Origin of the sequence: Staphylococcus sp. HMSC65H10 (assembly GCF_001839185.1) — a bacterium.
Lineage (GTDB): Bacteria > Bacillota > Bacilli > Staphylococcales > Staphylococcaceae > Staphylococcus > Staphylococcus simulans.
Genome location: NZ_KV840327.1, coordinates 1 through 13,478 on the forward strand (window position 1 = coordinate 1; position 13,478 = coordinate 13,478).

The window sequence follows — 13,478 nt, forward strand, 5'->3', positions numbered from 1 at the left end:
GGTCAATTAATGATTACTCTCCTACTCGATTTATGACGATAAATCTTTCAATTCAAGGCATCTTCTACATGAAAAATAGTAAATAGTTCATTCAATCGAAGGATAAATATTGGAGTTGACGTGTTGATATCGGTATAATGGGGTAAAGAAAAAGTACTAACAAAATCTCAGGAGGTTGTTTATTAATATGGTACAAATTACATTCGGCGGAGATCCCGTTTCATTAGTAGGTAATGCAGTAGAAGAAGGGCAAGAAGCACCAGACTTCACAGTAGTAAACAATGATTTAGAAGAAGTTACACTTGCAGATTACGAAGGCAAGAAAAAACTAATCAGTGCAGTACCATCTATTGATACAGGGGTTTGTGATAAACAAACACGTAAATTCAACGAAGAAGCAGCATCAGAAGAAGGTGGCGTAGTGCTTACTATTTCTGAAGACTTACCGTTCGCTCAAAAAAGATGGTGTGCAGCAAGCGGTTTAGACAATGTTATTTTATTAAGTGACTACCAAAAACATTCATTTGGTAAAAACTTTGGCGTATTAATGGACGACTTACAATTATTAGCACGTTCAGTATTCGTATTAGATAAAAATAACAAAGTTGTTTATAAAGAAATCGTGAATGAAGGAACAGACTTCCCTGATTTCGAATCTGCATTAAAAGCATATAGAGAATTAGACTAAAGTAAAGCAAGTATTTAAAGTAATTTTAAGTTAATAAATTTAGACCAGACTGCTCATAATTAGTGTAAGGATTTTAGATTCATTGATTATGAGCAGTCTTTTTAGGAAGGATTTTAAAATGGCTGAAGAACAAACAATTATGGAACGTTTGTTTCATGAATTAGATACTAAAACAAAAGAACTCAATAAAGAAAATGGTCAAAGTTTTATTGAAAACTTAGGGCTTGCGATGGAACAGATTTATCGTAATGACCGTGACTTATTAGAACAAGCAACACTAGCAGACCGACGTAAAGCTTTCCAATTTGCATATTTAAGCTTGTTGCAAGAACAAGATATTCAGGCAAATCACCAAATTACTCCTGACTCGATCGGCTTGATTCTTGGATTCTTAGTACAACAGTTTACACAAGATAAAAAAGAACTGAACATTGTTGATTTAACCAGCGGCAGTGGTCATTTAAGTGCAACTGTGCATGAAGTGTTAACAGAACAGACATTAATGCATCATCTTGTTGAAGTGGATCCAGTGTTATCTCGTGTCAGTGTACATCTAGCGAATTTCTTGGAAATTCCTTTTGATGTTTACCCACAAGATGCGATATTGCCTTTACCGTTTGAAGAAGCGGATGTCGTGATTGGAGATTTGCCTGTAGGTTATTATCCAGTAGATGATCGCAGTCATGAAATGAAATTGGGATTTGAAGAAGGACATAGTTATGCGCATTTCTTATTAATTGAACAAGCAATTGAAGCGTTAAGAGGTGCAGGTTTTGCATTTTTAATTGTGCCTAGCAATATTTTTGAAGGTGAACATGTAAAACAGCTCGAAAAATTCATTGCAACAGATACAGAAATGCAAGCATTCTTGAACTTACCGAAAACTTTGTTCAAAACTGAGCAATCTCGCAAATCAATCCTGATTTTACAGAAAAAAGAACGCGAGGTAACGCATGCTGTTGAAGTGTTGTTGGCCAATATACCAGATTTTAAATCTCCGCAACAGTTTCAAGGATTTTTAAAAGAATTGTCAGAATGGCTGCAACAAAATCATCACAAAAAATAAACTGTAATAATCTTGAAATTGAACTGTATTAATGGTTAAATAGATATGGTAAAAGAAAATGTAAATATTGGAGGCATAGTTTTATGTCAAAATTAGTGTTAGCAATTAACGCAGGTAGTTCATCACTGAAATTCCAACTTATAGAAATGCCTGAAGAAAAATTAATAAGTAAAGGTTTAATTGAGCGTATCGGCCTTAAAGGCTCAAAAATCACAGTAGAATTTAATGGTCAAAAGTATACTGATGAAAAAGAAATCAGCGACCACGTAAAAGCTGTTGATTTAATGTTGGATAGCTTGATTAACCACGGTATTATTCGTGACATCAATGACATTGATGGTACAGGACATCGTGTTGTTCATGGTGGGGAATTATTCCCTGAATCTGCGTTAGTTACAGACGAGGTAGAGAAACAAATTGAATCATTGACAGAATTAGCACCACTTCACAATCCAGCAAACTTAATGGGTATTCGTGCATTCCGAAAATTATTGCCGAATATTCCTCATGTTGCAGTGTTTGATACATCATTCCATCAAACAATGCCAGAACAAGCATATTTATACAGCTTGCCATTCCATTACTATAAAGACTATGGCATCCGTAAATATGGTTTCCACGGTACAAGCCATAAATATGTATCACAACGTGCTGCTGAAATTTTAAATCGTCCAATTGAAGAATTACGTATTATTTCTTGTCACATCGGTAACGGTGCTTCTATTGCGGCAATCGATGGCGGCGAATCAGTAGATACTTCAATGGGCTTCACACCATTAGCAGGTGTTACAATGGGTACACGCTCTGGTGATATTGACCCAGCATTAATTCCATATATTATGGAAAAAACAGGTAAAAACGCTGAAGAAGTGTTAGATATCCTAAATAAAGAATCAGGTTTATTAGGTATCTCAGGTACTTCAAGTGACTTACGCGACTTAGAACAAGATGCAGATGAAGGCAAAACACGTGCACAATTAGCACTAGATGTATTTGCTTCACGTATCCACAAATATATTGGTTCTTATACAGCGAAAATGCACGGTGTAGATGTTATTGTCTTCACTGCAGGTGTCGGAGAAAACTCTGACGAAGTGCGTGGCCGTGTATTAGAAGGTTTAGAATTCATGGGTGTTTATTGGGATCCTAAGAAAAACGAACAAATTCATGGTTCAGAAGGATTTATCAACTACCCACATTCACCAGTTAAAGTATTAGTTATTCCAACAAACGAAGAAGTTATGATTGCACGTGATGCAGTTAAATTCGGTAGTTTATAGTAGTTTATAATTGATAAAATTCATCCAGTTAATAGGGGAGATAACCTTATTAACTGGATTTTTTTGCGTAATGATAATTTTTAAAGTAATAAAAAAACCGATCAGTTATTAACTGACCGGTTAAACACTCATAGTAAAAGCAAATTAATTATCTTGCTTGATATTGTTTACGTAATTCTTCAGTTGCTACTTGAGGTTCGAAATCTTCAGGCATTTCTTCTGTACGAACTACTAGAACATCACAAGGTGAATGACGAACAATAGCTTCTGAAACAGATCCTACGATAAAGCGTTCTACCGCATTCAAACCAGAAGTACCGCAAATAACTAAGTCTGCTTTGACTTCTTGTGCGATTTTTTTAGGAATGATTGCTTTAGGTGAACCAAATTCAAGGAGTGTTTCAACGTCTTCCACGCCTTCTTTTTGGGCAAAATCTTTATAACCTCTAAGTAATTCTTCAGCGAATTGTTTAGATTTTTCAGTGAACTGAACATCATAAACTTCGTATGAAGTATATGTTCTAGAGTCAATAACATTAGTGATGATAAGTTTAGCGTTGTTACGTTTCGCTACTTCCACCGCTTTATTGAATGCCCATTCAGCTTCTTGTGATCCATCTACTGCGATTAAAATATTTTTATAAGTTAACATCGTACATGACCTCCTTCTTCTATTCACTTATATTTTACCACATTGACAGAATATTAGAAATAAAAGTAGCGATTGAATTTTTACATTTGTTTGAATTTTAAAAATACCTTATATCTAATGATAATTTAATCTTATCATGCTTTTCTGAACGTAATGATTGCGCTTTCAGCATATAAGCGTTAGGATAAGGATGGGAGGTGTACGGAATGAAAATAGGTATTCCAAAAGAGATAAAAAATAATGAAAACAGAGTAGGTTTATCACCAAGCGGTGTTCATGCTTTAGTTGAAGCAGGGCACACAGTTAAAGTAGAGAGCAGCGCAGGTGAAGGTTCATTCTTTACAGATGAGGATTATAAAGACGCAGGTGCAACAATTGTTGATGGACCTGGCGAAGCTTGGGATGTTGAAATGGTTATCAAGGTTAAAGAACCAATTGAACCAGAATACAAATATTTCAAGAAAGATTTAATCTTATTCACTTATCTACACTTAGCAAACGACGAAACATTAACAAAAGAACTTGTTGATAATGAAGTCGTTGCGATTGCATACGAAACGGTGCAATTACCAGATAGATCATTACCATTATTAACGCCAATGAGTGAAGTTGCAGGTAGAATGGCGACACAAATCGGTGCGCAATTCTTGCAAAAATTCTATGGCGGTATGGGCGTATTGCTAGGAGGAATTCCTGGTGTACCTAAAGGTAAAGTCACAATTATCGGTGGCGGCCAAGCAGGTACAAACGCAGCGAAAATCGCTTTAGGCTTAGGTGCCGACGTAACAATCTTAGACGTTAATCCAAAACGTTTACAAGAACTTGATGATTTATTCGGCGGACGTGTGCATACAGTTATGTCTAACCCGCTTAATATCGAACAAAATGTTACGCAAAGTGATTTAGTTGTCGGTGCGGTATTAATTCCAGGCGCTAAAGCACCAAAACTTGTAACTGAACAAATGGTTAAAGACATGAAAGACGGTGCTGTATTGGTAGATATCGCTATCGACCAAGGTGGTATCTTCGAAACATCTGACCACGTTACAACGCATGATGATCCAACTTATGTTAAACATGGTGTGGTTCACTATGCAGTAGCAAATATGCCAGGTGCGGTACCACGTACTTCTACAATTGGTTTAAACAATGCGACATTACCTTATGCGCTACAAATCGCAAACAAAGGTTATTTACAAGCATTGAAAGATAACCAACCATTATCTTTAGGATTGAATGTGTACGACGGTAAAGTTACAAATGAAGGTGTAGCTAACACGTTTGATCTTCCGTATACACCAGTAGATCAAGCATTAAATTAATTATTAATTTAATGGGATGTAAGGAGCGTATAAAGCTCTGAAAACATCAAAAATGACGCCATCTCATTGCTGTTTGGGGTATAAACAGCGATGGGGTGGCGTCTTTCTATACACAGAAATTTTTCAGCTCATAAAAAAGGTGGAGTATTCGTACTCCACCTTAAATCAATACTCTCTCATTATTTATCATAATGTGTTAAGACTTCATTTCCATCTTCAGTGACTAAGATGTCGTCTTCGATACGGACACCCACTTCACCAGGAACATAAACACCAGGTTCAACTGTGACAACCATACCTGGAACAAATTGATTTGTGTTGAATCCAGCAACATCTTGATATTCATGTTCTTCTAAGCCTAAACCGTGACCAAGACGGTGTACGAAGTATTCACCATAACCAGCATCAGCAATAATACCGCGTGCTTTTCTGTCTACGTCACCAATAACTACGCCCGGTTTAATCATGTCAATTGCAGCTTTTTCAGCTTCTAATACAACATTATAAACAAATTGTGCTTTTTCGCTTGGGTTACCGAAAGCTACTGTTCGTGTCATATCTGAGCAATAGTTTTCATAAATAACACCTAAGTCGAATAAGACATATTCATCTTTTTGAAGTTGGCGATCACCAGGAATACCATGTGGTGAAGCAGCATGGTCGCCAAATAAGACCATTGTATCGAAACTCATTGCGCTGACACCGTATTTTGTTTGAATTTCATATTCAATATGACGTACCACTTGTTTTTCTGTTACGCCTTCTTCTAAAAAATCTACTCCGATTTCAATACATTTATCAGCAAGTCTTGCAGCTTCTTTGATTTTGTCAATTTCCTCAGGAGTTTTGACATTACGTAAATCTTTGATTGTTTGGTCAATTGAACCGAATGTTTCAACACCAAATCCTTCAATTAATTCTTTTTGACGTTTTAATGTCAGATGATCTTCTTCCACAAGAATTTTATCAAAGTTGTAATCTACAAGCTTAAATGGATCTTCACCATCAGCATTACCGACAACTTTACCAGTGAACGGAGAGGCTTTAACCTCTTCTACTTCTAATTTAGGGACAAATAAAACTTCTTCACCCTCAGCAGTAATTAGCAAGGCTAATAAACGTTCGTGGGGATCGCTTAAGTAGCCAGAAAAGTAGAATACGTTAAGCGGTGTCGTAATCCAAGCAGCCCCTGCATCTTGATTACGTATTTCATTAACAATTTCTTCTGTTTTCAAAATTCTTCAACCTCCATTCGTATGATTAACTTTATTTTAAGTCAAAGCGGTTCAGAATTCAAAAGGCAATGGTGTCATTTAGACTAAAGTGGGGTAAATGTTATACTAGAGTTAAGATTGAAGCATAAGGGGGCTTTTTAAAATGGAATTATCATTTCATGGACAATCAACAATCTATTTTGAAGCAAACGGCAAGAAAGTCATCGTAGATCCATTTATTACTGGTAATGATTTATCAGATTTAAATGCAGAAGATTTAGAGGTAGATTATATTATTTTAACGCATGGTCACGCAGACCACTTCGGTGATACTGTGAAAATTGCGCAAAAAAATAATGCGACAGTTGTCGGCCTTGCGGAAGTTGCAGATTATTTATCAACTGCACAAGGTGTAGAAAATGTACACCCAATGAATATCGGAGGTAAATGGGAATTTGACTTTGGAACAGTTAAGTATGTACAAGCGTTCCATAGTTCAAGTATCACAAATGAAAACGGCATTCCAGTTTATTTAGGTTCTTCAACTGGTTTGATTTTAGAAATTGAAGACAAAACGATTTATCACTGTGGTGACACTGGCTTATTCAGTGATATGAAATTAATCGCAGATCGTCATCCGGTGGATGTATGCTTCGTACCAATCGGTGATAACTTCACAATGGGTATTGAAGATGCCAGTTACGCGATCAACGAGTTTATCAAACCGAAAATCACTGTACCTGTGCATTACAACACATTCCCATATATTGAACAAGACCCTGAAGAATTCAAGAAATTGGTTAAAGAAGGCGAAGTACAAATCTTAAAACCAGGTGAAGCTGTAAAATTCTAATAACACAGATAATAAAAATGCTTGTACAACTCAATGTACAAGCATTTTTCATTATTTTACAATCAATACTGGGATATGAGCACGTTTTGCGACTTTATGGCTGACGCTGCCTAGCACAAATTTCTTTTGCTCTTGTGCTTTACGGTTACTTACTACTAAAATGTCATAATCACCACTGTTCGCAAACTTAACAAGTTCTTCTTTTGGATTACCGCGTACAATGATTTCATCGTATTCGATACCGTATTCATCAAGAATATCACGTGTTGGTTGTAATTCTTGACTACGCGCTTTTGTTAAATCGTTTAAATGTGTGCCGCCCTTAATAGATGCTTGTGCATCTTGTTCAGTGATCGCATTTAATAATGTGACAATTGTGCCTTCACCAGACAATTTTCTGATATTAGCTAATGCTTTTTTGTTTTCTAAATCAGTATCAACGCCGAGTAAAATATTTTTATACATTCTCAATCCCTCCTTAATACATATTCTAATAAAAATGTGTCAACTTTTCCAATTAAATTTATTGTCAACTTAACAAACCGTATTTAAATTACAAAATGTCAACTATTGAGTTAGGTACTCCACCTATAACATGTTAAAATTCAAGAGAGATTAACTTCGATTTTTAGACTGAATCAAGTTATAATTAATAAGAAGAGTAAGCAGAGAATGAGGGAAGTAAGTAATGACAAAACATGAACAGATTCTTGCACACATTGAATCACTCGCTGTGGGTCAGAAAATATCTGTCCGTAAAATAGCAAAAGATTTAGAGGTATCTGAAGGAACAGCTTACCGTGCAATTAAAGATGCTGAACAACTTGGACTCGTCGCTACCATAGATCGAGTCGGAACTGTGAGAATAGAAAAGAAAACTAGAGAAGAAATCGAACATTTAACGTTTGGTGAAATTGTTAAAATTATTGATGGTCAGGTACTTGCAGGTCGTAACGGTCTTCATAACACGCTGACTAAGTTTGCTATTGGTGCCATGAAATTAGAAAATGTGGTTAAATATCTGACTAAAAATACTTTGTTGATTGTCGGTAATAGGACGGATGTACAATTAGAAGCATTGAGACATGGCAGTGCAGTGTTGATTACAGGTGGTTTAAGTACAACACCTGAAATTAAACGTTATGCAGATCAACATGATTTGCCTATCTTATCGTCTAATTACGATTCATATTTAGTTGCGAATATGATTAACCGTGCGATGTATAATCAGATCATTCGTAAAGAAATTTTAATTGTTGAAGATATTGTTAAACCTGTCACTGAAGAGACTGTATTGAAAGAAACAATGAAAGTTGCAGATGTTAAAAGTCGTTCGCAAGAGACAGGACATTCAAGATTTCCAGTTGTCGATGATGACTTTAAATTAGTGGGGATTGTGACAAGTAAAGATATTATTGCAAAAGATTCAGAAGAATATCTTTATAAAGTAATGACAAAGCCTGTGTTAAATGTGCAAGTGTCTACAACTGTTGCGACATGTGCGCATATGATGATATGGGAAGGTATTGAATTACTGCCGGTCACGACAATCAATAAGAAATTACTTGGCGTAGTATCACGTGAAGATGTTCTGCGTGCTATGCAATTATTAGGACGTCAACCGCAAGTAGGGGAAACTATCAATGATCAAGTCGGCAAGTACATTTCAATTAATAAAGATAAAATTACTGTAGATGTTGCACCCCAACTGACAAGCCAATACGGGACGTTAAGTAAAGGTGCTTTTGTCGCAATTATTGAAGAAACGATTCGCTATAAAATGCGTCAAATAAAAAAACAAGAAGTTATGATTGAAAGTTTAAGTATTATTTATATGAAGACAGTTTCTATTGAAACAGAACTTGAAATTAATTATGACATGTTAGATGTTGGGAGACACTTTGCTAAAATTGAGGTCAGCATGCGTGAAGGACAACAAGATGTAGCTAAAGCATTGATTATTTGTCAAATGCTAGAAAGCTGATGTACTGCATCAACAGATAATGAAGGAGTAATGATATGAATACATTTAATGAAATTATGAACCGAATTGAACAAGAAGATACAATTATTATCCATAGACATGTGCGACCAGATCCAGATGCCTATGGTTCTCAATTAGGTTTAAAATCTTATTTACAATTAAAATTTCCAGATAAAAAAGTCTATGCTGTAGGTGAAAGTGAGCCTTCTTTAGATTTTATGGGAACATTTGATGCAGTAAGTGATGATACTTACAAAGAAGCATTAGTCATCGTATGTGATACAGCTAATGCGCCTCGTATTGATGATCAACGTTTTGCTAATGGTAAAGGTTTAATCAAAATTGATCACCATCCTGCATTAGATCAATATGGCGAGTTAAATTATGTGAACACTGAAGCTTCATCAACAAGTGAAATCATCTTTGATATCATTGCGCATTTTAATGATACATCCATCATTGATGCAGAAACAGCACGCTTACTGTATTTAGGTATCGTTGGCGATACAGGTAGTTTCTTATTCAGCAATACAAGTGCGCATACAATGGAAGTTGGGGCACAACTTTTAAAATATCCATTTGACCACACTGCAGAATTGAATAAAATGGCTGAAAAAGACCCTAAACTTATGCCATTCCAAGGCTATGTGCTACAAAACTTTGAAATGAATGACAACGGCTTTGCGAAAGTTCAAATTACACAAGATGTTTTAAAACAATTTGATATTAAACCGAACGAAGCTTCTCAATTTGTAAATACAATTGCTGATTTACGCGGTTTAAAAATTTGGGTCTTTGCAGTTGATGAAGGCGAAGATATTCGTTGTCGTCTGCGTTCTAAAAAAGTTGTTATCAATGACGTCGCACAACAATTTGGAGGCGGCGGACACCCGAATGCATCTGGTGTTTCAGTTTATAGTTGGGAAGAATTTGATCGTTTAGCAGAAGCCTTAAATCAAAAATTAATCGACTAACTGCACAATATTAAAAAGGGAGGGACAAAATTATGAAGGCACATCTAAATATCCACACTGCGTATGATTTGCTAGAATCTAGTCTACGTGTTTCTGACATTGTTGAAAAAGCAGTCGCAGAAGGCTATCAATCGTTGGCACTGACTGATAGAAATGTCTTGTATGCTGTCCCTCAATTTTATGATGCATGCAGACAAGCAGACATCAAACCCATTATCGGTATGACTGTAGATTTAAGTGATGGCTTAACAGAGTTAGAAACAGTATTATTAGCTAAAAATAATCAAGGATTAAAATCGTTATATCAACTTTCTTCAGCAATTAAAATACAAGATAAACGTACGATTTCTACAGAATGGCTAAAACATTATCAAAATGATTTAGTCATTATTTTTAAGCGTATCAATGCTGAACAAATGAATTTAGCGGAAATGTTTAGTGAACACACAGATGTATTCACGGATCATTTAAGCAGCGGTGCAGCAGAACAATTAGATTTAAATCAAGTGTGGATGCAAGAAGCAAAATATCTTGATGAAGCAGATGCTGAAACTGTCAGTGCATTGCAAGCAATTAAAAACAATAAAGCATTAGACTTAGTAAATACAGGTAGCGAACAGCATGCCCATTTATATAGCCAAGCTGATATAGTTAGCTTGAGTTTATCTCAAGACATTATTGATAATACAAATGACCTTGCTGATCAATGTAATATTACGATTGAATATCATCAATCACTGTTACCACAGTATGATACACCTGAAGGTACTTCATCTAAAGAATACTTATACCAATTATTAGATAATGCTATTAAACGTATGAACTTAGATACTCCTCAGTATAGAAAACGTTTAGATTATGAGTTCGATGTCATTACGAAAATGGGGTACGAAGATTATTTCCTAATTGTAAGCGATCTGATTCATTACGCGAAAACACAAGATGTCATGGTCGGTCCAGGTCGTGGTTCATCTGCAGGTTCTCTAATCAGTTACTTGTTGAATATCACAACGATTGACCCATTAAAATATAACTTATTATTTGAGCGATTTTTAAATCCCGAACGTGTCACAATGCCAGATATTGATATCGACTTTGAAGATACAAAACGTGAACGTGTGATTGAATATGTACAACAAAAATATGGAGATTACCATGTTTCAGGTATTGTGACATTTGGACATTTACAAGCGAAAGCAGTCGCAAGAGATGTAGGACGTATTATGGGGTTTGAAGAAAAAACACTCAGTGAAATTTCACATTTAATTCCGTCTAAATTAGGTATAACTTTAAATGAAGCTTATGACACACAAGCATTTAAAGACTTTGTGCATCGCAATCATAGACATGAAATGTGGTTCAAACTCAGTAGGAAATTAGAAGGGTTGCCGAGACATACATCAACGCATGCGGCAGGCATTATTATTAACGAACGTCCATTATATCAATATGTACCATTATTAATGGGAGATACGGGTCTATTAACACAGTGGACAATGACTGAAGACGAACGACTTGGTTTGTTGAAAATCGACTTTTTAGGTCTGAGAAATTTATCCATCATTCACCAAATCATCAATCAAGTAAAGAAAGATTTAAATATCGATATTGATATAGAATCTATTCCTTTTGATGATGAGAAAGTATTTAAAATGTTGTCATTAGGGGAAACAACCGGATTATTCCAATTAGAATCAGACGGTGTCAGAGATGCATTAAGACGTTTACAGCCGCAACATTTTGAGGATATTGTCGCAATGACTTCTTTATATCGTCCAGGTCCAATGGAAGAAATACCGACATATATTGCTAGACGTCATGACCCATCTAAAGTGGCCTATCTTCATCCTGATTTAGAACCGATATTAAAATCCACATACGGTGTTATTATTTATCAAGAACAAATCATGCAGATTGCAAGTAAGTTCGCAGGGTTCAGTTATGGAGAAGCGGATATTTTACGTCGAGCAATGAGTAAAAAGAATCGGGCTGTGTTGGAAAATGAACGTCAACACTTTGTAGAAGGTGCAAGTCGAAATGGCTACTCAGAACAATTAAGCAAACAAATCTTTGATTTAATTCTTAAATTCGCAGATTATGGTTTCCCACGTGCTCATGCGGTGAGTTATTCTAAAGTCGCCTATACGATGGCGTATTTAAAAGTACATTATACTAATTATTTTTATGCCAATATTTTAACGAATGTGATTGGCAGTGAGAAAAAGACTGAACAGATGATTGCTGAAGCTAAAACGATGAACTTAAAGATTTTACCTCCAGACATCAACGAAAGTCATTGGTATTATAAAGCAGCTGAACAAGGTATTTATTTATCTTTAGGTACCATCAAAGGTGTCGGTTATCAAAGTGTTAAAGCCATTGTAGATGAGCGTTATCAAAATGGTCGATATAAAGATTTCTTTGATTTTACACGTCGTTTATCTGGGCGCGTTAAAACACGTAAGTTATTAGAAGCGCTCATATTAGTGGGAGCATTTGATCAATTCGGTGAAACACGTGCAACCTTATTAGGAACATTAGATGAGGTTTTAGATTCATCAAGTCAAGTCGAACAAGATGCTTTGATTTTTGACTTTGTGACACCGAAATTAGAGTACCAACAAAAAGAAGAGTTGCCTGATTTAGCATTAAGTAACTTTGAAAAAGAATACTTAGGATTTTATATTACAAAACATCCAATGGAAAAATTGTTTGATTCAAAACAGTTTTTAGGCATTTATAAATTAAACAATGCGAACAATCATCAACCTGTACTTGTACAAATGGACACACTGAGACGTATTCGTACAAAAAAAGGGCAACCGATGGCTTTTGCGACTTTAAATGATGGTGAGCACACGTTAGATGGTGTTATTTTCCCTGATACTTTTCAACGTTATGAAACACTTCTATTAGAAGAAAAACCGTTTATTGTAAAAGGGAAATTCGAAAATAGAAATCAAAAGCATCAATTAATTATTAATGAAATACAAGATTTAGATGCATATGAAAAAATGATGTTTGAAAAAGCAACACGTATTATACTCAGAAAAATTAATGTTGATGATTTAGACTTTGATAATGAAACATCTGAAACACATCAACAACTTCCAATATATTTTTATGATGAACAGTCAAACCAAATGCGGCAAGTTGGAAGAATTGAACGTGATGTTGATACGATTGAAAGATTGGTTGAACAAATTGATCCTGAAAATATTCGCTTAATGTAATAGAAGTCTGTGACAATGGATTGCATTAGTTACAGACTTTTAAAACTTTTAAGCAATTCATCGACAAAATTAAGGAAATTAATAATTTAACCCATGAGAATCAGTGAAACAGCGACATCTGTGTTATAATCAGTACATAAAATTCAGAGTAGTACTAAAACCAAAAGTTTATTGTAAATTTTCGGTAAAAATAATAAAACAACTCAGTAATA

11 protein-coding genes are annotated in these 13,478 nt (G+C 35.3%); 8 read left to right on the forward strand and 3 right to left on the reverse strand.

Annotated features, from left to right (window positions below; translation table 11 throughout):
- Positions 1-187: 187 nt before the first annotated feature.
- The 3 genes from tpx to HMPREF3270_RS04110 all read left to right on the forward strand — a co-directional run bounded on the left by tpx (position 188) and on the right by HMPREF3270_RS04110 (position 3,034).
- A complete protein-coding gene (gene tpx, locus HMPREF3270_RS04100) occupies positions 188-688 on the forward strand; it encodes a thiol peroxidase (RefSeq protein ID WP_002481188.1) in 501 nt (166 codons plus the stop codon).
- 118 nt (positions 689-806) lie between these two features.
- Positions 807-1,754 carry a class I SAM-dependent methyltransferase gene (locus HMPREF3270_RS04105; protein WP_002481187.1) on the forward strand — a complete coding sequence of 316 codons (948 nt, stop codon included), beginning with the start codon at positions 807-809 and terminating at the stop codon, positions 1,752-1,754.
- 83 nt (positions 1,755-1,837) lie between these two features.
- Complete coding sequence (locus HMPREF3270_RS04110; RefSeq protein ID WP_002481186.1) at positions 1,838-3,034, forward strand: acetate kinase; 1,197 nt, start codon at positions 1,838-1,840, stop codon at positions 3,032-3,034.
- A 148-nt stretch (positions 3,035-3,182) separates the two neighbouring features.
- On the opposite strand, the gene HMPREF3270_RS04115 is transcribed toward HMPREF3270_RS04110, so the two are convergent.
- Positions 3,183-3,686, reverse strand: a complete 504-nt coding sequence (locus HMPREF3270_RS04115) for a universal stress protein (protein WP_002481184.1) — start codon at positions 3,684-3,686, stop codon at positions 3,183-3,185.
- Positions 3,687-3,892: 206 nt separating this feature from the next.
- Here HMPREF3270_RS04115 and ald point away from each other — a divergent pair, with 206 nt between their 5' ends.
- Positions 3,893-5,008 carry an alanine dehydrogenase gene (gene ald / locus HMPREF3270_RS04120; protein WP_023015972.1) on the forward strand — a complete coding sequence of 372 codons (1,116 nt, stop codon included), beginning with the start codon at positions 3,893-3,895 and terminating at the stop codon, positions 5,006-5,008.
- A 179-nt stretch (positions 5,009-5,187) separates the two neighbouring features.
- On the opposite strand, the gene HMPREF3270_RS04125 is transcribed toward ald, so the two are convergent.
- A complete protein-coding gene (locus HMPREF3270_RS04125; RefSeq protein ID WP_083326812.1) occupies positions 5,188-6,243 on the reverse strand; it encodes a M24 family metallopeptidase in 1,056 nt (351 codons plus the stop codon).
- A 142-nt stretch (positions 6,244-6,385) separates the two neighbouring features.
- On the opposite strand from HMPREF3270_RS04125, the gene HMPREF3270_RS04130 reads away from it, so the two are divergent.
- On the forward strand, positions 6,386-7,075 hold the full coding sequence (locus tag HMPREF3270_RS04130) for a metal-dependent hydrolase (RefSeq protein ID WP_070848457.1): 690 nt from the start codon (positions 6,386-6,388) through the stop codon (positions 7,073-7,075).
- A gap of 51 nt (positions 7,076-7,126) precedes the next feature.
- Here HMPREF3270_RS04130 and HMPREF3270_RS04135 read toward each other — a convergent pair whose 3' ends face one another.
- Positions 7,127-7,540 (reverse strand): universal stress protein, encoded by a 414-nt coding sequence (locus HMPREF3270_RS04135; protein ID WP_002481180.1) that lies wholly within the window; start codon positions 7,538-7,540, stop codon positions 7,127-7,129.
- Positions 7,541-7,763: 223 nt separating this feature from the next.
- Here HMPREF3270_RS04135 and HMPREF3270_RS04140 point away from each other — a divergent pair, with 223 nt between their 5' ends.
- The 3 genes from HMPREF3270_RS04140 to HMPREF3270_RS04150 are packed head-to-tail and all read left to right on the forward strand — an operon-like array spanning position 7,764 to position 13,266.
- Entirely contained in the window at positions 7,764-9,059 is a 1,296-nt protein-coding gene (locus HMPREF3270_RS04140; RefSeq protein ID WP_070867173.1) for a DRTGG domain-containing protein, read from the forward strand.
- 35 nt (positions 9,060-9,094) lie between these two features.
- Complete coding sequence (locus HMPREF3270_RS04145) at positions 9,095-10,033, forward strand: DHH family phosphoesterase (protein ID WP_070848458.1); 939 nt, start codon at positions 9,095-9,097, stop codon at positions 10,031-10,033.
- 32 nt (positions 10,034-10,065) lie between these two features.
- On the forward strand, positions 10,066-13,266 hold the full coding sequence (locus HMPREF3270_RS04150; RefSeq protein ID WP_070848459.1) for a DNA polymerase III subunit alpha: 3,201 nt from the start codon (positions 10,066-10,068) through the stop codon (positions 13,264-13,266).
- Positions 13,267-13,478 lie beyond the last annotated feature (212 nt).

Excerpts from the sequence above, each read along its gene's own strand:
- tpx (WP_002481188.1), top strand. The coding sequence starts at position 188 with ATGGTACAAATTACATTCGGCGGAGATCCCGTTTCATTAGTAGGTAAT.
- HMPREF3270_RS04105 (WP_002481187.1), top strand. The coding sequence starts at position 807 with ATGGCTGAAGAACAAACAATTATGGAACGTTTGTTTCATGAATTAGAT.
- HMPREF3270_RS04110 (WP_002481186.1), top strand. The coding sequence starts at position 1,838 with ATGTCAAAATTAGTGTTAGCAATTAACGCAGGTAGTTCATCACTGAAA.
- HMPREF3270_RS04115 (WP_002481184.1), bottom strand. The coding sequence starts at position 3,686 with ATGTTAACTTATAAAAATATTTTAATCGCAGTAGATGGATCACAAGAA.
- ald (WP_023015972.1), top strand. The coding sequence starts at position 3,893 with ATGAAAATAGGTATTCCAAAAGAGATAAAAAATAATGAAAACAGAGTA.
- HMPREF3270_RS04130 (WP_070848457.1), top strand. The coding sequence starts at position 6,386 with ATGGAATTATCATTTCATGGACAATCAACAATCTATTTTGAAGCAAAC.
- HMPREF3270_RS04135 (WP_002481180.1), bottom strand. The coding sequence starts at position 7,540 with ATGTATAAAAATATTTTACTCGGCGTTGATACTGATTTAGAAAACAAA.
- HMPREF3270_RS04140 (WP_070867173.1), top strand. The coding sequence starts at position 7,764 with ATGACAAAACATGAACAGATTCTTGCACACATTGAATCACTCGCTGTG.
- HMPREF3270_RS04145 (WP_070848458.1), top strand. The coding sequence starts at position 9,095 with ATGAATACATTTAATGAAATTATGAACCGAATTGAACAAGAAGATACA.
- HMPREF3270_RS04150 (WP_070848459.1), top strand. The coding sequence starts at position 10,066 with ATGAAGGCACATCTAAATATCCACACTGCGTATGATTTGCTAGAATCT.